Origin of the sequence: Rhodococcus sp. PD04, assembly GCF_035918275.1 — a bacterium.
Classification (GTDB): domain Bacteria; phylum Actinomycetota; class Actinomycetes; order Mycobacteriales; family Mycobacteriaceae; genus Rhodococcus; species Rhodococcus rhodochrous.
On the sequence record NZ_CP142143.1, the window covers coordinates 1,373,485 to 1,392,703 of the forward strand.

The 19,219-nt window shown below is 68.4% G+C and carries 22 protein-coding genes; 9 read left to right on the top strand and 13 right to left on the bottom strand.

The genetic code is table 11. From position 1 onward, the window contains the following. Nucleotides 1-85: 85 nt before the first annotated feature. Nucleotides 86-1,549 carry a PucR family transcriptional regulator gene (locus tag U9J23_RS06395; RefSeq protein WP_231921810.1) on the top strand — a complete coding sequence of 488 codons (1,464 nt, stop codon included), beginning with the start codon at nt 86-88 and terminating at the stop codon, nt 1,547-1,549. Between the two features lie 54 nt (nt 1,550-1,603). Here the strand turns inward: U9J23_RS06395 and pucL are convergent, their stop codons facing one another. Genes pucL through uraD form a run of 3 tightly spaced genes read right to left on the bottom strand, consistent with a single transcriptional unit; the run spans nt 1,604 to nt 3,356 of the window. Beyond that, nucleotides 1,604-2,524: a factor-independent urate hydroxylase gene (gene pucL, locus U9J23_RS06400; protein ID WP_145708260.1), complete on the bottom strand. Its 921-nt coding sequence runs from the start codon at nt 2,522-2,524 to the stop codon at nt 1,604-1,606. A 5-nt stretch (nt 2,525-2,529) separates the two neighbouring features. Continuing rightward, nucleotides 2,530-2,853, bottom strand: coding sequence for a hydroxyisourate hydrolase (gene uraH, locus U9J23_RS06405; protein ID WP_059383015.1), 324 nt, complete (start codon nt 2,851-2,853; stop codon nt 2,530-2,532). Continuing rightward, nucleotides 2,850-3,356 carry a 2-oxo-4-hydroxy-4-carboxy-5-ureidoimidazoline decarboxylase gene (gene uraD / locus U9J23_RS06410; protein ID WP_080968297.1) on the bottom strand — a complete coding sequence of 169 codons (507 nt, stop codon included), beginning with the start codon at nt 3,354-3,356 and terminating at the stop codon, nt 2,850-2,852. Before uraD ends, uraH begins: the two co-directional genes overlap by 4 nt. Before the next feature lie 221 nt (nt 3,357-3,577). On the opposite strand from uraD, the gene U9J23_RS06415 reads away from it, so the two are divergent. After that, nucleotides 3,578-3,970, top strand: a complete 393-nt coding sequence (locus U9J23_RS06415) for a hypothetical protein (protein WP_059383014.1) — start codon at nt 3,578-3,580, stop codon at nt 3,968-3,970. Between the two features lie 67 nt (nt 3,971-4,037). Here the strand turns inward: U9J23_RS06415 and U9J23_RS06420 are convergent, their stop codons facing one another. Continuing rightward, nucleotides 4,038-4,928 carry a sigma-70 family RNA polymerase sigma factor gene (locus tag U9J23_RS06420; RefSeq protein ID WP_059383013.1) on the bottom strand — a complete coding sequence of 297 codons (891 nt, stop codon included), beginning with the start codon at nt 4,926-4,928 and terminating at the stop codon, nt 4,038-4,040. A gap of 75 nt (nt 4,929-5,003) precedes the next feature. Here U9J23_RS06420 and U9J23_RS06425 point away from each other — a divergent pair, with 75 nt between their 5' ends. Next, on the top strand, nt 5,004-5,465 hold the full coding sequence (locus tag U9J23_RS06425) for a carboxymuconolactone decarboxylase family protein (RefSeq protein WP_230823849.1): 462 nt from the start codon (nt 5,004-5,006) through the stop codon (nt 5,463-5,465). Between the two features lie 67 nt (nt 5,466-5,532). Here the strand turns inward: U9J23_RS06425 and U9J23_RS06430 are convergent, their stop codons facing one another. After that, complete coding sequence (locus U9J23_RS06430; protein WP_272267915.1) at nt 5,533-7,230, bottom strand: fumarate hydratase; 1,698 nt, start codon at nt 7,228-7,230, stop codon at nt 5,533-5,535. A gap of 281 nt (nt 7,231-7,511) precedes the next feature. Between U9J23_RS06430 and U9J23_RS06435 the strand changes: the two genes are divergently transcribed. Further along, a complete protein-coding gene (locus U9J23_RS06435) occupies nt 7,512-8,261 on the top strand; it encodes a CPBP family intramembrane glutamic endopeptidase (protein WP_272268010.1) in 750 nt (249 codons plus the stop codon). Further along, complete coding sequence (locus U9J23_RS06440; protein ID WP_059383009.1) at nt 8,261-8,785, top strand: 2'-5' RNA ligase family protein; 525 nt, start codon at nt 8,261-8,263, stop codon at nt 8,783-8,785. The genes U9J23_RS06435 and U9J23_RS06440 overlap by 1 nt, the downstream gene beginning before the upstream one ends. Nucleotides 8,786-8,792: 7 nt before the next feature. On the opposite strand, the gene U9J23_RS06445 is transcribed toward U9J23_RS06440, so the two are convergent. Both U9J23_RS06445 and U9J23_RS06450 read right to left on the bottom strand, forming a co-directional pair. Further along, nucleotides 8,793-9,008, bottom strand: a complete 216-nt coding sequence (locus tag U9J23_RS06445; RefSeq protein WP_059383070.1) for a hypothetical protein — start codon at nt 9,006-9,008, stop codon at nt 8,793-8,795. A gap of 84 nt (nt 9,009-9,092) precedes the next feature. Continuing rightward, nucleotides 9,093-9,872, bottom strand: coding sequence for a helix-turn-helix domain-containing protein (locus U9J23_RS06450; RefSeq protein WP_059383008.1), 780 nt, complete (start codon nt 9,870-9,872; stop codon nt 9,093-9,095). An 87-nt stretch (nt 9,873-9,959) separates the two neighbouring features. Here U9J23_RS06450 and U9J23_RS06455 point away from each other — a divergent pair, with 87 nt between their 5' ends. Continuing rightward, on the top strand, nt 9,960-10,301 hold the full coding sequence (locus tag U9J23_RS06455; RefSeq protein WP_059383007.1) for a DUF1330 domain-containing protein: 342 nt from the start codon (nt 9,960-9,962) through the stop codon (nt 10,299-10,301). Between the two features lie 16 nt (nt 10,302-10,317). Here U9J23_RS06455 and mug read toward each other — a convergent pair whose 3' ends face one another. Further along, the gene (gene mug, locus U9J23_RS06460; RefSeq protein ID WP_059383006.1) at nt 10,318-10,884 is read right to left on the bottom strand and encodes a G/U mismatch-specific DNA glycosylase; all 567 of its coding nucleotides are present in this window, start codon (nt 10,882-10,884) and stop codon (nt 10,318-10,320) included. Between the two features lie 25 nt (nt 10,885-10,909). Then, nucleotides 10,910-12,295: a carotenoid oxygenase family protein gene (locus tag U9J23_RS06465; protein ID WP_229582443.1), complete on the bottom strand. Its 1,386-nt coding sequence runs from the start codon at nt 12,293-12,295 to the stop codon at nt 10,910-10,912. A 185-nt stretch (nt 12,296-12,480) separates the two neighbouring features. Here U9J23_RS06465 and U9J23_RS06470 point away from each other — a divergent pair, with 185 nt between their 5' ends. Further along, entirely contained in the window at nt 12,481-13,419 is a 939-nt protein-coding gene (locus U9J23_RS06470; protein WP_085468840.1) for a winged helix-turn-helix domain-containing protein, read from the top strand. Nucleotides 13,420-13,545: 126 nt separating this feature from the next. Beyond that, nucleotides 13,546-14,304 carry a DUF1906 domain-containing protein gene (locus U9J23_RS06475; protein ID WP_059383003.1) on the top strand — a complete coding sequence of 253 codons (759 nt, stop codon included), beginning with the start codon at nt 13,546-13,548 and terminating at the stop codon, nt 14,302-14,304. On the opposite strand, the gene U9J23_RS06480 is transcribed toward U9J23_RS06475, so the two are convergent. The 3 genes from U9J23_RS06480 to U9J23_RS06490 all read right to left on the bottom strand — a co-directional run bounded on the left by U9J23_RS06480 (nt 14,301) and on the right by U9J23_RS06490 (nt 17,342). Next, complete coding sequence (locus U9J23_RS06480; RefSeq protein ID WP_326601952.1) at nt 14,301-15,743, bottom strand: MFS transporter; 1,443 nt, start codon at nt 15,741-15,743, stop codon at nt 14,301-14,303. The two genes, U9J23_RS06475 and U9J23_RS06480, sit on opposite strands and share 4 nt — an antisense overlap. Before the next feature lie 160 nt (nt 15,744-15,903). Beyond that, nucleotides 15,904-16,275, bottom strand: a complete 372-nt coding sequence (locus U9J23_RS06485) for a hypothetical protein (RefSeq protein WP_174479641.1) — start codon at nt 16,273-16,275, stop codon at nt 15,904-15,906. A 224-nt stretch (nt 16,276-16,499) separates the two neighbouring features. Then, complete coding sequence (locus U9J23_RS06490; RefSeq protein ID WP_085468839.1) at nt 16,500-17,342, bottom strand: Rv1157c family protein; 843 nt, start codon at nt 17,340-17,342, stop codon at nt 16,500-16,502. 378 nt (nt 17,343-17,720) lie between these two features. On the opposite strand from U9J23_RS06490, the gene U9J23_RS06495 reads away from it, so the two are divergent. Then, nucleotides 17,721-18,974 (top strand): mannosyltransferase, encoded by a 1,254-nt coding sequence (locus U9J23_RS06495; protein ID WP_059383000.1) that lies wholly within the window; start codon nt 17,721-17,723, stop codon nt 18,972-18,974. On the opposite strand, the gene U9J23_RS06500 is transcribed toward U9J23_RS06495, so the two are convergent. Next, nucleotides 18,910-19,206: a 4a-hydroxytetrahydrobiopterin dehydratase gene (locus tag U9J23_RS06500; RefSeq protein ID WP_006550586.1), complete on the bottom strand. Its 297-nt coding sequence runs from the start codon at nt 19,204-19,206 to the stop codon at nt 18,910-18,912. The genes U9J23_RS06495 and U9J23_RS06500 overlap by 65 nt on opposite strands. Nucleotides 19,207-19,219 lie beyond the last annotated feature (13 nt).

The following is a 19,219-nucleotide window of genomic DNA, read 5'->3' on the forward strand; positions in this document are numbered from 1 at the left end:
TCTGCGGCAGCACGCACGAAACACCTCGGAAATCCGCGGCTCGTACTGTGCGATCGTCCAAGACCGTCACCAGGAGGTGAACATCGTGCTTCTTCGAGATGTGGTGGAGGCGCCGGGGCTCGGAATCGGTGTACTGCACGGCGACGCGGAGGCCCTGAGCCGTCCCGTGCTGCGCGCGTGCACCACCGACATGCCCGACCCCACGCGCTACGTCAGCGCAGGCTCGCTCGTGTTCACCGGCCTGGTGTGGCGGCGCTCCGCCGAGGACTCCGACCTGTTCGTCAAACGGCTCGTCCGAGCGGGGGTGACGGCGATGGCCGCCGGCGAGGCCCTGCACGGCCGCGTACCCGACGACGTGGTCGAGGCGTGTGCACGACACCGCATGCCGCTGCTGGTCGTGCCCGACGAGATGCCGTTCAGCCGGGTCATCGAGTACATGACCGGGCAGATGGCCGGGGCCCGGATGGATCGTCTGCAGACGGGACTGGCGCGGCAGCGGCAATGGCTCGCCGCCGTCGCCGACGGTCGGAGTGTGGGGGAGCTGCTCGACGGACTCGCGCAGCAGCTCGGGGTGGAATCGGCGCTGATCACCTCCACGGGAGTGACCGTCGCGGGAGGCGCCGAGCTCGACGAGACCGAACTCGACCGGATCACCGCAGCCGCGCTGACCGCCGACCGCTTTCCACTGCGGCTCGCGGGCGACCTCACCGTCCTGCCGGTGGGACGCGGACTGACGGACCGGATCGACGCGTGGTTCCTGGTGATCCGGCACGACGAGAGCGGACCGGAGTGCGTCGAGGCGTTCTCCGAGCTCGCCGCGGTGGTCGCTCTCGATCGGATCCGGCGCGACGAACGGCGCCGGGTGGCATGGGAGATCACCGACCGGACCCCGACCGTGCGCGCTGCGGACTCGCGGGTCGCGGTGGTGGCCGAGGCCGAGGGCCGGATCTCGTCGGACGTCCTGCGCGGTCTCGTCGAGGACGTCCTGGACGGAGCGGTCACGTCGATCGACGCGGCGAACAGGGTGGTCGCCCCGGCGATCGGCAGCGACGTCGATGTGGCACGGCTGTTGAGCCGACGCCTCGGGCGTCTCGCGCCGGCGTTGCGCGGCGACCGGATGTTCGTCGGTGTCGGCGGGCAGAGTTCCGACGACGACCCGGCGGGCGCGGTCCGCGCGGCATCGTCGGCATGCGCTGCAGCACACAATGATCCGGGTCCGGTGTCGGTGCGACGCGCCGAACTCGATTCGGCGCTCGACCTGTTGTCGACCCTGCCCGACGAACTGCGGCGTGCCTACGCCGACCGGCTGCTCGGGGATGTCGTCGAACACGACCGGCGCACCGATGCGGGTCTGCTCGCGACCCTCGAGGCATTCCTCGACTGCGACGGATCGTGGCGGCGCACGGCCGATCGACTGCACGTGCACCTGAACACGGTCCGCTACCGCATCGGACGGGTCGAAGCGCTCACCGGGCGTTCCCTCGCGCGCACCGGTGACCGCTTCGACCTGTATCTCGCGCTGCGTTCCTTGGAACCCGCGCTCGCGTGAGCGACATCCGTCGTGGCCGCGTGAGCGACATCCGTTGTCGCGCCGCGTGAGCGGTCACATGATGCCGGTGTAGGGCTCCCAGGCGATGCCGGCATCGGGGGCGTCCTCGCGCAGCACGCTCGCTTGGATGAGTCCGTAGGGCCGGTCGTCGGCGTGGAAGACCTCACCGGCGTTCTCGACTCCGAAACGTGCCAGGTCGTAGAGGAAGTGGTGCTTGTTCGGTGCGGACAGGCGGATCTCGGCGATCGATGGGTACCGCTCGAGCACGGCGCGGCCGATCTCGTACAGGCTCTGCTGCAGGGCCTTCGAATGGAGGTTCGCGAACACCTCGAGGAGGGTGGCGCGCACGCCCGCGTACACGGTGTCCCAGTCCACGTCGGTCGACGCGAACCGCCAGCGCGCCTGGAGACTCGTCGCCATGATGCGATCCTCCGCCGGTTCGAGAACCGTGTACGGGTCGGTGAGGAAGCCCTGGAACTCCGAGCCGGTGGACTTGAGGACGACGAGATCCTTCAGACCGCCGACCACCCATTCGCGTCGGTCGGTCCCGGTGCCCTCGACGGTGATCGCGGCGGTGCGGACCTCGGATCCCTTGCGCGTCCAGGTGTGGTCGTGCTCGGCACCGTCGACGACGACCCGCTCCCAGGCGTACTCCTCGATCTCGATGCGCGCGGAGCGGACGGGTTCGACGTCGTCGACGAAATGCCGCGCGAGCGCGAGACCGTACTCCTCGATGAACTCGACGCCCTTCTCCTTGGCGTAGGAGTAGATGGTCTGCTTCTGACTGTCGGTGGGCAGCACCGTGCCCTGATCACCCTCGAGATGCGCGGCGTCGAAATCGCCGTGCAGGCAGGACGAGACGTTCAGGTCGCGGATCTCGTGCCGGTCGGTGTCACGCACGATGCGCACCACCCGGTTCTCGGCCTTGCCGTAGCGGTGCGGTCCGAGGACGATCTTGCCGGTCAGTTCGGTCATGGTGGTCAGCTCCCGCGGTAGGTGGAATACGAATAGGGCGACAGGAGGAGCGGCACGTGGAAGTGGCTGCTGCCTTTCGGGATGCGGAAGGTGACGGTCACCTCCGGATAGAAGGACGCGACTTCGCGGCGCGAGAACCAGTCGCCGGTGGCGAAGGTCAGGTGGTAGGTGCCCTCGGGCAATGGATCGGTGAAACCGGTGAGGCGGCCGTCGTCGTCGGTGACGCCGGCGCCCAGCGAGGTTCCGTGCGTGTCGGTGAGGGTGACGTGCAACCCCACCGCGGGTGCACCGGCCGTCGCGTCGAGGACGTGGGTACTCAGGGTGTTCATGCGCGGCTCCCTGCGGTCTCGATGACGATCCGCTCGAGGCGGAGCCGGGTGATCTCGGCGAGCGCCGCACGCATCTCGGCCTTCTCGCTCTCCGGGTCGTTGCCGAGGCGACGTTCGAGGATCTCCAGCAGTTCCGGCGCCGTGCGGCCGGCGGCGCGGACGAGGTAGACGTGCCCGAACCGTTCCTCGTATTCGCGGTTGCCGGCGGCGAGCCGGTCGAGGATGTCGGCGTCGGCCGTGGCGACGGCGGACTGCTCGCGACGGGAAGCAGCGTGTTCGCTGCGTTCGCCGATGCGCGGGTGGCCGGCGAGAGCGTCGGCGAGGTCGTCACCGTCGAGGTTCTCGGCCGCGGCAGCGGCGGTGGTGAGCAGCACGGTGCGTGAACCGAACGGGCGCGCCGCGACGACGGAGTGCGCCCATGTCCGGCTCGAGCAGCAATCGAGCAACAGTGCGATGGCCTCGTCCTCGGGCATCGCATCGAACCGGGCCGTTGTGAGCTGCACGGACCCTCCTTTCGTCGGTGCATTCGATACTGTCCGGTGGGCGTGCGGCGGGGGAGGTGCAAGCGCTACAGAGTTCGGTTCGCCGCGGGTGCGCCGGTTGGATGATCGGCCAACGAGGTGGTTGCGTCTTGAACGTTTTTCTGGAATAGTTCCAGTTATTGGATTTATTCCAGAAAAAGTGGGCGACCCAGATGGGGTCGCAGGGTTGAAGGAGTGATCACATGTTCACCGCCGACCGTCCTCGAGCAGTGACGCTTCCGCCGGTCGTGCTCGGCGGACTGCGGCCTCTCTACCGGCAGATGGTCCGCAACAACGTTCCGGCCGCATCGTTCGAGCACACCGCCGGACGGGCCGTCTTCGAGGTCTGCCTGATCGCAGGAGAGCACGGCCCACAGCTGCAGGTCCGCGCCCGCGACTTCGGGATCGACTTCACGCTCGCGATGACTACGCACTTCCGTATCGCGCCCGTGATGAGCGACGACCAGTACCGCGCACTGTGCTCGGTACTCGCACCCGGCGCCGAACCGGCACCGGGCATCGTCCTCGACTTCCTGCAGCAGGTGGTCGTGCAGTCGCCCGCGGTGCTCGCGCGGACGCATACCTGCGCTGCCTGACGAGCACACGACGGTTCGAGCCCGGTGGGATCACTCCCGCCGGGCTCGACCCGTATCGGAGCGGGCGTCAGAGCAGAGCCGTGTCGAGCGTGGTGATCGCCTCGGGATCCGCGATCACCTCGAGCGCCACGATGCGACCGTCCTCGACGGTGAAGCGGAACACCGACCGCACGATCCCGCCCGGCGCCCACGCCGCCCCGGGCACACCGTCGATCGTCGCGGGCACCGCGCCGCGTGCGCGGCCGTGGAAGGCGTGTGCCACCGCGTCGGCGCCGCGCAGTTCCGGCTCGAGTGCGGGGCCACCGTGCAGCCGGCCCGTCTCGGCGTTCGCTGCCGCCATGGTGTCGGCGCGGAGCACCACGTCGGGATCGAGCACCGCGAGCAGATCCTCGAAACGACCCTCGCGGGCCGCGACGAGGAAGGCGTCGACCACCCGACGCGGATCCCCGGCACCCGCCGACGCCGTACGTGCACCGCGCACGCGCCGCCGCGCACGACTGGCGAGCTGACGCGTCGCGGCAGCGGATCGGCCCACGACGGGCGCGATCTCGTCGAACGGCATGCCGAACATGTCGTGCAGCACGAAGGCGAGACGTTCGGCGGGACCGAGCGCGTCGAGGACCACCATCATCGCGATACCGATCGAATCCGCAAGCACCGCCTCGTCTTCCGGCGCCTCGGAGCTGTCGTTCCGTCGAGGCGGTTCGACGGGTTCGCCGACGACGATCTCGTGACGCGCCGAACGTGCGCGCAGCATGTCGAGACACACGCGGCTCATCACGGTGGTGAGCCAGCCGCCGAGATTGTCCACGGCGTCGGTGTCGGCGCGGGCAACCTTCAACCACGTCTCCTGCACCGCATCGTCCGCCTCCGCAGCCGACCCCAGCATCCGGAAACCGACCGCGCGCAAGCGCTCGCGGTGTGCGTCGAACTCCCTCGCCAGAAATTCCTCGTCCATCGTCGTCACATTCTTCCGTCGGGATCCGTCAAGGAAGTGACGGATCCCGAAGAACCGATGTGACAGGAGCAGACGATGGAAGCACGAATGAACAATCCCGTGATGGTGCTGCCCGGCACCCTCGACGCGTTGCAGGCCGCGGGCCGGACCTACGAGAACACCGGGCTCCCGGCCCGCACGGTCCACCTGGTGCACCTGCGGGCCAGCCAGATCAACGGGTGCAGCTTCTGCGTGGAGATGCACACGCGTGAAGCACTGGACGACGGGGAGAGCATCGAGCGGCTCACGGCGGTCGCGGCCTGGCGCGAATCGCGACGGTTCACCGAGGCCGAGCGCGCCGCACTCGCGCTCACCGAGGCCGTCACGCGGATCGCCGACCGACCCGAGTCCGTCTCCGACGAGGTGTGGGACGCCGCGGCCGACATCTACGACGAGAAGCAACTGGCCGCGCTGGTCATGCAGATCGCGACGATCAACATGTGGAACCGGGTCAACGCCACGATCCGGCAACCGGCCGGAGTGGCACCCCGGAGCTGACATCACGAACGGCCCGGCAGGAATCCTGCCGGGCCGTTCGGGGTAGTGCGTCTACAGCGAGCCGGGTCTACAGACCGGGGCGCTTGCCGACCGTGAGCGTGACCTCGCCGGTGTGCGCGAAGAAGTCGTTGCCCTTGTCGTCGACGACGATGAAGGCGGGGAAGTCCTCGACCTCGATCTTCCAGACCGCTTCCATGCCGAGCTCTTCGTACTCGACGACCTCGACGTTCTTGATGCAGTCGAGCGCCAGGCGCGCGGCCGGGCCGCCGATCGAACCGAGGTAGAAGCCGCCGTACTTGTGGCATGCGTCGGTGACCTGCTTGGAGCGGTTGCCCTTTGCGAGCATCACCATCGAGCCGCCGGCGGCCTGGAACTGGTCGACGTAGGAGTCCATGCGACCGGCCGTCGTCGGGCCGAACGAGCCCGACGCGAGACCCTCGGGGGTCTTCGCGGGACCGGCGTAGTAGACCGGGTGATCCTTCAGGTACTGCGGCATCTCCTCGCCGCGGTCGAGGCGCTCCTTGATCTTCGCGTGCGCGATGTCGCGCGCGACGACCAGCGGACCGGTGAGCGACAGGCGCGTCTTGACCGGGTGCTTGGACAGCTCGGCGAGGATCTCCGGCATCGGCCGGGTGAGGTCGATCTTGACCGCGGCACCCTTGCCGGTGCCCGAGACGCCCGACGTCTCGGCGTCGAGCTGGCTGTCGGTGACCTCGGGCAGGAACTGTCCGGGGTTGAATTCGAGCTGCTCGAGGAAGACACCCTCGGGGGTGATCTTGGCCTTGGCCTGGCGGTCGGCCGAGCAGGAGACGGCGATCGCGACGGGCAGCGACGCGCCGTGGCGCGGCAGGCGGACGACGCGGACGTCGTGGCAGAAGTACTTGCCGCCGAACTGCGCGCCGATGCCGATCTTCTGGGTGAGCTCGAAGACCTTCTTCTCGAGTTCGAGATCGCGGAAGCCGCGGCCCGTCATGGCGCCCTCGGTGGGCAGCTCGTCGAGGTAGTGCGCCGAGGCGTACTTGGCCGTCTTGAGCGCGAACTCGGCGGAGGTGCCGCCGACGACGATCGCGAGGTGGTAGGGCGGGCACGCCGCGGTGCCGAGCGAGCGGATCTTGGCCTCGAGGAACTGCATCATCGAGTCCGGGTTCAGGATGGCCTTCGTCTCCTGGTACAGGTACGACTTGTTGGCCGATCCGCCGCCCTTGGCCATGAACAGGAACTTGTAGGCGTTCTCGTGGCCCTTCGCGGTGTCCGCGTACAGCTCGATCTGCGCCGGCAGGTTGTTGCCCGTGTTCTTCTCGTCCCACATCGTCAGCGGGGCGTTCTGCGAGTACCGCAGGTTCAGCTTCGTGTACGCGTCGTACACACCCCGCGCGATGGACTCCTCGTCGTCGCCCGGGGTGAGCACCTGCTGGCCGCGCTTGCCCATGACGATGGCGGTGCCGGTGTCCTGGCACATGGGCAGCACGCCGCCGGCGGCGATGTTCGCGTTCTTCAGGAGGTCGAGTGCAACGAACTTGTCGTTGTTCGACGCCTCGGGATCGTCGAGGATGCTCGCGAGCTGCTTCAGGTGATCCGTGCGCAGGTAGTGGGAGATGTCGTGCAGCGCGGTCTCGGTGAGCAGGCGCAGGGCCTCGGGCTCCACCTTCAGGAAGGTGCGGCCGTCGGGTCCTTCGACGGTGGACACCCCCTCGGTGGTCAGCAACCGATACTCGGTGGGGTCTTCCCCGATCGGCAGCAGGTCCTCGTAGAGGAAGTCGGCCATTGTTTCTCCTGGAAGAGGGCTGATGATCGCCGTACACGTTAGCGGCGCCGACGCAAGGCCTTGACAACGGGGCATGTGACGGACTCGACCTGCAGGCTGAATGTGACCTGCATCTCGCAACTTTCGGCGGCGTGTTTATGTCGCCGACAACCGGAAATCCCGAAAAGAAGTCGAGGCCGGAGTGTTCGCAGTCACGGCGGCCGGCAGGCCCCGAACCGTACACTTGACCGGATGTTCGAGAGTTTCCGGAGGGATCGCACGTGACCGTAGAAATCGAACGGTTGCCCTCGCCCGAGACCGGACGCCTGCCGTCGCTGGCCTGGCTTCCCCGTTTCCACGCCTGGATCGATGTCGCCGTCGTGATCGCGGTGCTCGTCACCACCAACCTGATCGCCCACTTCACCACGGCGTGGGCGTCGATCGCGACCGTGCCGATCGCAGCATGCGTGCTGGTCGTGATGATGCGTCGACGCGGCATGCGCTGGTCGGAACTCGGCCTCTCACCCCGGCACTGGAAGAAGGGGACGCTCTACTCGGTAGCAGCCGTGGCCCTCGTCCTGGCGGTGGTGGCGATCGGCATCGCCCTGCCGTTCACCAGGCAGTTCTTCCTCTCCGAGCGCTACGCCACGATCTCCGGTGCCCTCGTCGCCTCGATGATCATCATCCCGCTCCAGACCGTCATCCCCGAGGAACTCGCCTTCCGCGGGGTGCTCCACGGAACCCTCGAGCGCGTGTGGGGCGCACGCGGGGTCTTCGCCGCGGGATCCCTGCTGTTCGGCCTGTGGCACGTCGCCTCGTCGTTCGGTCTCACGGCGGGTAACGCCGGCCTCAGCGCCTTCCTCGGCGCCGGGCTGCTCGCGCAGATCGCCGGCATCGTCGGCGCGGTGATCGCGACCGCCGCCGCGGGCTTCGTGTTCACGTGGCTGCGTCGCCGCAGCGGCAGCATCCTCGCGCCCATCGCGCTGCACTGGTCGCTCAACGGCGCCGGTGCCCTCGCCGCCGCGCTCGTCTGGCACGCCACACTCAACTGATGGCGCTGGCGGTCTGTCTCCTGTTCGACACCGAGACCGACCGCGCGATCCGGCGCCTGTGGGGCCGGCTCGAGGAGAGCGGTATCCCGACCCTGCTCACCCACACGCACCGCAAGCACGTGCCGCACCTGTCGTACGCGGTGCTGCGGACCTACGACCGGGCCGCCGTCGTCTCGGCTCTCGAGGACATACCCGACGGGGGACCGGTCCCGGTCTACATCGACACGCTCGGACTGTTCCGGCGCGGCCGGGCGTCGCTCGTGCCCGCCCCGTCGTCCGAACTCGTGCAGCGGCAGGACCGCGTCGTGCGTGTCGTGGAGACGACAGGAGCGGACCTGCACCGCTACTACGTCCCGGGGCGCTGGACCCCGCACTGTTCGCTGAGCCCTCGAACCCGGCGCGAGGAACTCGACCGTCTCGGTGCGGTCGTCTACGACGTGCTGCCGATCGAAGCGACACTCGATCGCGCGGTGCTGATCGACACCGCCACCGGCGAGCACACGCCGCTACGGATGATCCCCTGAGGGAAACTCACTCCTCGGGGTTCTCCACCCACGGCCCGTACGGGGGCGGGCCCTCGCTCTGGATCTGCAGGCCGAAGTGCGGACAGTGCTTCCACACGTAGCCGTGCAGGACGTGTTCTTCCGACGTCGCGGTGTTCATCAGTACGAGGTCGCCGCTGGGGCGGTGTTCGAGGGCGAAGCCGGACTCCCGCTGGTCGAGAACCCACCATTTCGCAGGGCTCATGTCGGTGTCCTCCGCATGATCCGCTCGGCAGAAGCGCACCTCCACGTTAGCGCGGAAACCGTTCGTGATCGGCCGATTCGGCGATCACGAACCGCTCAGCGCCCGGGCCGTCGCATCGTCGGCGGGATAGAACGCCTCGATCGCCAGTTCCGAAACCGTCACGTCGAGCGGGGTCCCGAAGAGGGTGGTCGTGCTGAAGAACGACAACTCGCCGGCCTCGGTCCGCAACCGCATCGGCACGACCAGCGAATGCGGTTCGACCTCGTCGACCGGATCGTCGCAGGGATAACCGGCGAGTTCGTCGTACAGGCGCAGCAGGACGGGGTCGGCGGTCGCACCGATCTGATGTTGCAACCGGTCGAGCAGATGAGCGCGCCACTGTCCGAGATCGACGATGCGCGGCGCCAGTCCCCGCGGGTGCAACGTCAGTCGCAGTACGTTCACAGGCGGCTCCAGCAGTTCCGGAGCGCACCCCTCGACGAACACCCCGACGGCGTCGTTGGAATCGACCATCGTCCAGTGCCGGTCGACGACGAGGGCGGGAAAGGGGCGATGCGACGACAGGATTCGCGTGATCGCGTCGGATATCGCCGCCATCGGCAGGTCGCCGAGACGATGCTCGGGGTAGACGGGCGCGTGTCCCGCCGCGACCAGGATGGTGTTGCGTTCGCGCAGCGGGATGTCCAATCGGTCGCTCAGTCTCAGGACGGTCGCGCGCGACGGACGGGACCGGCCGGTCTCGACGAAGCTCAGATGCCGCGACGAGATACCGGCGGTGTGGGCCAAGGACAGTTGGCTCAGGCCGCGCCGCTCGCGCCATGCCCGCAGCAGCGCTCCGGCGTGGGGAGTGTCGACCGTGGTCATGCACCCGACAGTAGAGCCGGAGGGGAACGGCCACCATTACTTCCCGGGTAATCGATTCCGCGCACGACGAGGCGCAGGGTGGTCCCCATGAACGCATACGCAGTAGCTCATCTCCGCAACGTCGACCTCAACGACGACATCGCCGGGTACCTCGGGGCCATCGACGACACCCTCGCCCCGTACGACGGGCGGTTCCTCGTCCACGGCGTCGATCCCGTAGGGATGGACGGACCCTTCGAGGGGAACGTCGTGATCATCGAATTCCCCGACGTCGACCGTGCCCGGTCCTGGTACGAATCCCCGGAGTACCAGGCGATCCTCCCGCTCCGCACCGAGAACTCCGAGGGATGGGCGGTCCTCGTGCAGGGCACACCGCCCGGCTACCGCGCCACGCACTTCCTCGACAAGGTGTTCGGCGCCCAGCGGTAGGCGGACGGGCTGCAGTTCAGGGCAGGATGCCGGCCGCCCGGGCCGGTTCGGCGTAGGCCCGCGCCAGCGACTCCACCGTCTCGTGGGCGTTCAACCCGCTCGGATTGGGCACCACCCACAACGGGACGTCGCCGATCGTGTCGTCCTGCCGCCCGGCCTTCGCCTTGCGCCGACCGAAGGCCGCGCGGTAGGCGGTGATGCCCGCGACCGCCACGGCACGAGGGCGGAACTCCGCCACCACATTCGCCAGGTGGCGTCCGCCCTCACGCAATTCCTCGTCGGTGAGTTCGTCGGCGCGGGCCGTCGCGCGCGGCGCCAGGTTCGTGATGCCGACACCCCGCTCGAGCAGGTGATCGCGGTCGGCGTCGCTCATGCCGGCCGATGCGTCGATCGGCCGGTCGACGATGCCGGCGCGGAACAGGGCGGGGTAGAAGCGGTTTCCGGGCCGCGCGAAGTGGGCTCCCGTCGCCGCGGTCCACAGTCCCGGGTTGATGCCGACGAACAACAGGCGGCAACCGGGCGCGACGAGATCGGGGATCACCGCATCGCGGAAGGACTCGAGTTCGGCTCGTGTGAAACCCATCCACCCAAACTAGCCGGAGCGACGCTCAGTCCGACGGGAGCCAGGCGCCGTGCAGACCGGCCGGGACACGGATCGGCAGACGGACCCGCGCGATCGGGCCCGATGCCGGGTCGGATGCGGGGAAGATCAGGAACCAGCTCGACATGTCCTCGCGGTCGGTGGCGATGGTGCCCCAGTGGTCCGCCGCGTCTCCCGGCATCAGGATCGGCTCGCCGGGAGCGAGGCTCTCGTGCGTCCACACCGATTCCGTACCCGCCTGTACGTCGAACCAGCACAACGAATCGGCCGCTCCCGGAGGTAGATTCGAGGATCCGCTCTTGCCGATCGTTGCCACCACGCGGTGACCGAGGGTTGTGGACCGGTCGTCTATACGCGGGAACTCCATGTCGCGCTCGCACAGGACGGTCCGCGTGATCCCGTTCCGTCCGATCACCGCACGGCTCAGGGTGGACCGGTTCGGTTCCCTCTGCCGGGTCAACCCGCCGGGATAACACCATTCGACGTAGTCGAGCGCGACGTCGCCGTCGGGCAGGTCGAAGGCGTTGGCGGTGTGCCACATCCAGAACGTGTCGGTCGAGAACCACCGCACCGCACCGCCGTCGCGGGGGACGAGCGCGACACGCACTCCGAGATCCGGCTTCCAGTCGAGCGGCGACCCGCCGGAGAAGATCTGCGAGAGATCGAACACCAGCGGGGCCAGGACCAGGACGACGTAGGTCGGCGTCAGCGCCATGTCGTGGATCATCAACGGCCGGTCCATGCCGTCGATCGGGGTGGGCGCGCGCGTCACCGTCCCGTCCGGTGCGATCACAGACCAGGTCAGGTACGGCGGGTCGAGCATGTAGCAGAAGGCGACCATCTCGCCGGTGTGCGGATCGATCTTCGGGTGCGCGGTCAGACCGACCGGCAGGGTTCCGTCGAAGGTCTCGCGTCCGAGCGTCTCGAGGTCGGAACCCAGGGTGTACGGCGGCGCCGCCTCGGCCATCGCCATGAGCCGCCCGCCGTGCCGGACGATGTTGATGTCCGGCAGCTCGCGCATAGTGTTCGCCAGCTCCGGCCCGACCTCTTCCTCGGGAGGGAAGTACGGATCGGTGATGCCGGCCCACAGCGCGCGACCGGCCTTCTCCTCCGCGACGACCTGCGGGGTCCGCACGAACCTGTTCGTGTAGCGCGCGGTGTCCTCGACGATCTGCACGCGGTGGACCATGCCGTCGCCGTCGATGGGGTAGACGTAGTGACCGATCGGGTCGAAGCGCGGATTGGGTCCGTTGCGGAGATAACTTCCGTGCAGATCGGCGGGGAGTTCCCCCTGGACCTCGAGATCACGGACGTCCACTTCCTCGCGTTGAGGCGCGAACAGGCCGCTGAGGTGCGGATGGTGTGCCGGATCGACAGGCGCCGGACGTTGCATGGCGACTCGCTTCGGTGGAGGCGAAATTCTTCCGTGGGGAAATCGTAGGACCGGGGAGAGCGATCGGTTCGTGATTCGGCGCGCCCGATCCGGCAGCCACGGACAGCGGCCGTGCATCGGATAGGGTTGTTGCCTACGTGCAGGACCGATAGTGCGGCCGCACGGCCGCGACGTTAGGGGAAGGTGTGCAGCGCCGGAACGCGATCGGAAACTCCGTCCGGAACACCGGAGGTGGCGAGGCCACGTTGCCGCCGTACACGGATCTTCTCTGGCCGACCGTGCAGGCGGTGATCGAACTCGGCGGATCCGGTGTCATCGAGGAGATCGATTCCGCCGTGATCGCCCGGACGGGACTGTCCGAGGCCGCACAGGCGGTACTCCACGGTGACGGCCCCGGAACGGAGATCGAATACCGGCTGGCCTGGGCCCGGACCTACCTCAAGGGCATGGGTCTGCTGTCGAACACCCGCCGCGGTGTGTGGAGCGTGACCGACCGTGGCCGCGCCGTGCGTGAGTCGGAGATCAAGCCCATGCAGGTCGCGTACACGGCCGAGAAGCGTCGCAAGCGCATGGTGCGGAACGTCTCGCAGGGTGCCCAGGTCGTGCCGCTCGCAGCCGCCCCCGAGGATCCCGAACTGTGGCGCGAGCCCGTCCTCGGTGCCGTCGCCGACCTGTCGGAGGACGGTTTCGAACGCCTCGCCACCGCGGTGCTGCGCGCGGCCGGATTCACCACCCTGACGATTCCGGCCCCGGGCGGATCCCACGCCCCGGAGGGCGCCGGTCACGTCGAGGGCACCGGTGTCCTGCGCGTGTCGCTGCTGAGCTTCTCGGTGTTCTTCCGTTTCCTGCGGGCACCGGAGAAGGCGGGTGCCGACGTGGTCCGCGAGTTCCGCGCCGCGATGGTCGGGCGGGGCGAGAAGGGTCTGCTCGTCACCACCGGATCGTTCACCGAGGACGCGCGCGCCGAAGCCCACCGGCACGGCGCCCCGCCGATCGATCTCGTCGACGGCGACGGGTTGTGCGATCTGCTCAAGGAGCACGGTCTCGGTGTCCGTTCCACGGTGCGGACGGTCGAGGACGTCTCCCTGGTGCCGGCCTTCTTCGCCGAACTGTCCGGCCGCTGACCGCGTAGCGCCGTCGCGGATATCGCCTGCCGCAACCTGTCGAATTCCCCGTGTGGCCGGTGGGACGCCTGTGATTGTGATGCAATACGGCGGACGTACAGACGGCATTACGAAGGACAGGTTGCGATGAGCCTTTCGCGGCGGGACATGTTGCGGTACGCGACGCTCGGATCGGGCGTCGCGTTGATCTCTGCGCTCGGCGCACCGGGCCTGGCCCAGGGACGCCCGGTGCTCGGGACCATCATCGACTACTCGGCCGCCGTGCCGTCGCCGTCGTCGATCCGCGCCGCCGGCCATATCGGCGCCATCCGGTACGTGTCCGATGCGCGACCCGATGCCGCGTGGATGCGCGCCAAGCCGCTCACCGGACGGGAAGCGGACGCGCTGCTCGACAGCGGACTCGAAGTGGTCTCGTGCTACCAGTACGGCAAGGCCGCGACCGCCGATTGGCTCGGTGGTTACGAGGCGGGTCTGAAGCACGCCCGGCGCGGCCTCGACCTCCACTACGCGGCCGGTGGCCCGGAGAACCGGCCGATCTACGCCTCGATCGACGACAACCCGACCTTCGAGCAGTTCACGCTCCAGGTCGTGCCGTATCTGCTGGGCTGGCAGGAAGTGGTCGGCGCCGGAAATCTCGGTGTGTACGCCAACTCGCCGACGATCGACTGGGCGTCGGCGGTCTCCCTCGGGTCCTTCTACTGGCAGCACGACTGGGGCACGCCCAAGGGCTACGTGCATCCGCGGGCGAACCTGCACCAGATTCCGGGCGAGGTCCGGATCGACGGCATCGGCGTCGACATCAACCACGTGCTCACGTCCGACTACGGCCAGTGGTCGCTCGCCGGCAGCGCACCGAGTTCCGACCCGGGACTGCTGGGCAGCTAGCGATCGGGCCGGGGCTCGTCGACGGGTCGCACGGAGCGGCCCGGCGGCGGGATGAGGATCGTGAAGACCAGCCCCACCACAGCCGCCCCCATCGCCACCAGGAAGGTGGCGCGGAACCCTTCGAGGGCGGGCACCACGGAGTCGCCGATGCGCTGGGTCATCGCTGCCAGCATCACGCCCACCACCGCTGCGGCACTCGTCGTGCCGATGGACCGCATCAGGGTGTTGAGGCTGTTGGCCGCGGCGGACTCGCGTAGCGGCACGGCACCCATGATGAGTGCGGGCATCGCGGCGTAGGCGAGGCCTATACCGGCGCCGATGAGCATCGACGCGCCGACGATGTGCCAGACCTCCTGGTACAGCACGTACGCCATCAGGTATCCGAGGCCTACGAGCACCGTGCCGCAACCGAGGGTCACGCGCGCGCCGAACCGCGTCGTGATGCGCGCCGACACGGGGGACAGCGCCATCATCACGAGCCCCGCGGGGGCGAGCGCGATACCGGCGGTGACCATCGTCTGCCCGAAGCCGTAGCCGGTCTCCGTCGGTGCCATCAGCAGCTGCGGGAACGCCAGGATGTTCGAGTACATCGAGAAGCCGATCGCGACCGACGCGAGATTCGTCATGAGGATCGGCCGGCGAGCCGACAACCGAAGGTCCACGAGAGGTCGCGGTACCCGCAGCTCGTACAGGCCCCAGCCGACGAACACCACGACTGCCCCCGCGAGCATCCCGAGCGTGGCCGGGGCGGTCCATCCCCAGTCGTTGCCCTTGGTGACCGGCAGGAGCAACAACACGAGGGCGACGGAGAGCAGCAGCGCCCCGGTGATGTCGAATCGTCCCGGATTGCGGTGCGACGACTCGGGCACGACGAACAGGATCGCGGTGATACCGACGAGGCCGAGGACCAGCGACGCGACGAACAGCATGTGCCAGTCGGTCGCCTGGGCGACGAAGGCCGCGGCCGGCAACCCGATCGCACCGCCCACACCCATCGTGGCACTGATGGTGGCCATGGCGCCCGGGAGTCGTCGGGAGGGCAACTCGTCGCGCAGGATCGCGATACCGAGCGGGATGGCGCCCATCGCGGCGCCCTGCAGCGCCCGACCGACCACGAGCGGGACGAGGGTCGCCGCGATCGCGCAGACCGCCGAACCGAGCACCATCAGTGAGAGCGAGGTCAGCAGCATCCGGCGTTTGCCGAACATGTCGCCGAGGCGACCGCTGATCGGGGTGACCACCGCGCCGGCGAGCAGGGTCGCCGTCACGGCCCAGGACGTGTTCTCGGGAGTCGCGCCGACGAGCACCGGCAGTCGGGGGAGGATCGGGACGATCAGGGTCTGCATGAGCGCGACGCTGATACCGACGGTCGCGAGGACCGGCACGATGCCGCGCGGGGCAGGAACCTCCCTGGTGGAGAGCGGTGTCTCTACGGCCATGCGGCTCCTCTGTCCGGGGCCGGGGGTGACGCGGCCTACGACGACAATTTGTGCGCAATACGAACGATGCTGACATCGTGTCTAACACGGCAGGACCGTCGATCCCTAGTGGCCTCCCGCCGTCCGGCCGCTGAACGGTCGTTCGACCGGGCTCCCGGAATCAGGACTGACAGTGCCTGTCGGGCTCGGATTCGTCGACGGTGATCGAGAGCGGCGGATGCTCGTCGGGTGCGGCATGATCGCCGCGCCACGCCAGCAGCGACCAGCGCGACAGCCCGGACAACGCCGAACCGAGACTCGCGAACGACAGTGAGGACAACGCCGAACCGAACGACCCGACCGAACCGACGGACAGGATCGACCCGCAGCTACCGATCGACAGGATCGAGTACGAGGAACCGATCGACAGGATCGACCGCTCGGAGGCGATCGACAGGATCGAGCGGTGGGAGAGGAGCGAACGGCGGGAATTCACGGACGCGTGCCGCAGACGACGCTGCTTCGACGGGATGCGCGACGCGAGGAAGGCCATGCACCGGTCTATCACGCCCGACGGTGACGGGGGAAGAGACGGCGGTGGTGGTGGAGGAACGACGGTGGTGGAGGAACGACGAAGGCCGCCGGGAGGACTCCCGGCGGCCTTCGATGCATTCGAAGTGAGCTGCGTTCGAAGTGAGCTGCATTCGAAGTGAGCTGCGTTCGAAGTGAGCTGCGTTCGAAGTGAGCTGCGTTCGAAGTGAGCTGCGTTCGAAGTGATCAGGGAACGGCGACGAGACCCACGGTGGGGAGGAAGGTGCACGAACGCGGATCGGCGCCCTCGTCCTGCGTGGTGATTCCACCGGAGATCACGGCCAGGACCTGACCCGAACCGGTATCGGCGATCGTGCTCAGCGTGGTCGGGCCGTCGGGGTTGATCTTCGCGTCGTTGGTGAGCGGCTGCGTGCCCGTGCGTCCGTTGGAGACGTTGACCCAGCTCAGGGTGAGCGGCTGCTGCTGCTCGCCGGCGGCGGGGGCGGTGCCCAGCGCGGTGAAGACGAAGCCGGTCTGGCCTGCGGCCGGTCCGGGAGGGGGAAGGTGGGACGGACCCGCGACCGCGAGGGCGGTGCCCACGGAGTCCTGGCTGTCGCCGATGCAGCCCTTGCCGATCGTCGGGTAGAGGAACTGCGAGATCACCACGGCACCGGGCTCGGGGAGGTCGGGTCCGCCGCCGCCGCTGCCGTCGAGGAAGGTGATGACCCGCTGGAGGGTGCTCTTCACCGACTCGGGGAGCTCGGAGTTCTCGAGCAGTTCCTTGGCCTGCGCGAGCAGGTCGTTCTTGCCGTCGGCCGCGTCGGCGACGTCGGCGGGGCCCGCAGCCGCACCGATGATCGCGGGCGCGAGGGAAGCCAGTGCCTCGACCTCTTCGGGGTTCGCCCGGACCCCGGCGAGCAGGTCGGTCAACGACTCGACGGAGAGATCGGCGGGAATCTCGAACTGGGGCAGTTCGACGAGCCCTGCCAGATCCGGCAGCACGGGTGGCGCCGGTTGCGCGACGGCCTGCGTAGGCACGGCCAATCCCGCGGTGGCGGCGAGTGCGCACAGCGTGAGCGCCCGTCGCATTCCTCGAGTACGAAGCACTGTTCCCCATCCTTGTCGTTGAAGCATTCGGACGTTCGGGACGAACGACCGCATGCTGACGGCTCGAGGGGACACTCTATGGACCCCCCGCACACGGGACAAGCCTGCCGTTTCGGAACGGCGCGCCCATCGCTGGTTCGGGATTCTAACCACGGGGTGTTCCGTTCCTCGGATCCTGTCGAACATAACGCGTCCGACCTGAGAAGATTGTGACTGTAGATGAAATCGTTACGGGAGTGAACTCCGGTTCGTTTGCATGCCTATCGGAACGGTAATCTCCTTCGCCGGGTCCGGTTCACCGGACGGACGTTCGACGGGAGAGGCCGCACCGCAGTGCCACGAGGGTTTCCTTCGCACCGGATGTGGTGGTGCGCGGCGTTACTGGTGCTGTCCGTCGTCGTCCGCGTGGCCTGGGGATTCATCACTCCCAACGGGATGAACCTCGTCGACCTGCACGTCTACGTCGACGGATCCGCCGCTCTGCTGCAGGGCGACCTCTACGGGTTCACCTATTCGGAGGACACCCCCGACTTCCCCCTGCCGTTCACCTATCCACCTTTCGCCGCGCTCGTCTTCCTGCCCCTGCACCTGATCCCGTTTCCGGTCCTGGGGGTGGCCTGGCAGCTGCTCACGGTCGCGGCGCTGTTCGCCGTCGTGTCGATCTCCCTCGAACTCGTCGTGGGTGCGAGGGCGCGGAGCAGGTCGTGGATCGGTGTCGCGATGCTGTGGACGGCTGCGGGAATCTGGACCGAGCCGGTACGTACGACCCTCGACTACGGCCAGATCAACGTCTTCCTCGTCCTCGGCGTGATGCTCGCGGCCCGCAGTTCCCGATGGTGGCTGTCGGGTGGGCTCGTCGGCGTGCTCGCCGGCATCAAGCTCACCCCCGCCATCACCGGCCTGTACTTCCTCGCGCAACGGCGCTGGCGGGAGGCGGCCTTCTCGGCGGTGGTCTTCGTGGGAACAGTCCTGGTGAGCCTGCTCGTGCTCGGATCCCAGGCCGCCACCTACTTCGGTTCCCTCTTCGGCGACGCGGATCGGATCGGGCCGGTCGTCTCGGTGTGGAACCAGTCGCTGCGCGGAGCGCTCGGTCGTCTCGCGGGTGAGGACGTCGGGCTCGGCCCGGCGTGGCTGTGCGGCGTCGTCGTCTGCGCGGTCCTGGCTTTCGCGGCGTGGCGGTCGCTGGGACCGCTGCCCGACGGAACACAGGATCGCCTCGGCACGCTGTTGATCGTCCAGCTGTTCGGTCTGCTCGTCTCGCCCATCTCGTGGGTCCACCACTGGGTGTGGGTGGTCCCGTTGCTGCTGTGGCTGGTCTACGGCCCGTTGGCGCGGTCCCTCGGGGCTCGCATCGTCGCCGCGTGCTGGGCCGCGGTCACGCTGATCGGCGTTCCGTGGGTGCTGAGCACGGCGCAGAACTCGATCTGGGACGTCGAACGTCCCGCCCCGCTCGCCTGGCTCGGTGCCGTCAACGTGGTCGGCGTCCTGGCCGTCTACGTCGTCGTGATCCTTGCGGGTCGGCGGCGCGGGAGACGGGACGAGCCGGCGACTACAGGCCCGAGCGCCGTGCCTCCTCGTCGATCCGACGCGCAAGAGCCGGATCCGACTCCGTGATGCCACCGGCGGAATGCGTACTCAATGCGAAGGTCACCTTCCGCCACCTGATGTCGATGTCCGGATGGTGATTCGCCTCCTCGGCGACGACGGCCACCCGATCGACGAGCGCGATCGCGTCGGGGAAGGTGGGCGCTTCGATGGTGCGGACCAGGGACTGTCCCGCGCGGTGCCAGTGCGGCAGCTCGGCCAGCGCGGCGTCGATCTCTCCGTCCGTCAGCAGCTGGGACATGACTCATTCTGGG

Coding starts and splice junctions, on each gene's coding strand:
- pucL (WP_145708260.1), bottom strand. CDS start 2,524: ATGACCGAACTGACCGGCAAGATCGTCCTCGGACCGCACCGCTACGGC.
- uraH (WP_059383015.1), bottom strand. CDS start 2,853: ATGAACACCCTGAGTACCCACGTCCTCGACGCGACGGCCGGTGCACCC.
- U9J23_RS06450 (WP_059383008.1), bottom strand. CDS start 9,872: ATGACCACGGTCGACACTCCCCACGCCGGAGCGCTGCTGCGGGCATGG.
- U9J23_RS06495 (WP_059383000.1), top strand. CDS start 17,721: ATGTGGTGGTGCGCGGCGTTACTGGTGCTGTCCGTCGTCGTCCGCGTG.
- U9J23_RS06465 (WP_229582443.1), bottom strand. CDS start 12,295: ATGCAACGTCCGGCGCCTGTCGATCCGGCACACCATCCGCACCTCAGC.
- U9J23_RS06490 (WP_085468839.1), bottom strand. CDS start 17,342: ATGCGACGGGCGCTCACGCTGTGCGCACTCGCCGCCACCGCGGGATTG.
- U9J23_RS06455 (WP_059383007.1), top strand. CDS start 9,960: ATGAACGCATACGCAGTAGCTCATCTCCGCAACGTCGACCTCAACGAC.
- U9J23_RS06430 (WP_272267915.1), bottom strand. CDS start 7,230: ATGGCCGACTTCCTCTACGAGGACCTGCTGCCGATCGGGGAAGACCCC.
- U9J23_RS06420 (WP_059383013.1), bottom strand. CDS start 4,928: ATGGACGAGGAATTTCTGGCGAGGGAGTTCGACGCACACCGCGAGCGC.
- U9J23_RS06485 (WP_174479641.1), bottom strand. CDS start 16,275: ATGGCCTTCCTCGCGTCGCGCATCCCGTCGAAGCAGCGTCGTCTGCGG.
- mug (WP_059383006.1), bottom strand. CDS start 10,884: ATGGGTTTCACACGAGCCGAACTCGAGTCCTTCCGCGATGCGGTGATC.
- U9J23_RS06480 (WP_326601952.1), bottom strand. CDS start 15,743: ATGGCCGTAGAGACACCGCTCTCCACCAGGGAGGTTCCTGCCCCGCGC.
- U9J23_RS06500 (WP_006550586.1), bottom strand. CDS start 19,206: ATGTCCCAGCTGCTGACGGACGGAGAGATCGACGCCGCGCTGGCCGAG.
- U9J23_RS06415 (WP_059383014.1), top strand. CDS start 3,578: ATGTTCACCGCCGACCGTCCTCGAGCAGTGACGCTTCCGCCGGTCGTG.
- U9J23_RS06425 (WP_230823849.1), top strand. CDS start 5,004: ATGGAAGCACGAATGAACAATCCCGTGATGGTGCTGCCCGGCACCCTC.
- U9J23_RS06440 (WP_059383009.1), top strand. CDS start 8,261: ATGGCGCTGGCGGTCTGTCTCCTGTTCGACACCGAGACCGACCGCGCG.
- U9J23_RS06475 (WP_059383003.1), top strand. CDS start 13,546: ATGAGCCTTTCGCGGCGGGACATGTTGCGGTACGCGACGCTCGGATCG.
- U9J23_RS06445 (WP_059383070.1), bottom strand. CDS start 9,008: ATGAGCCCTGCGAAATGGTGGGTTCTCGACCAGCGGGAGTCCGGCTTC.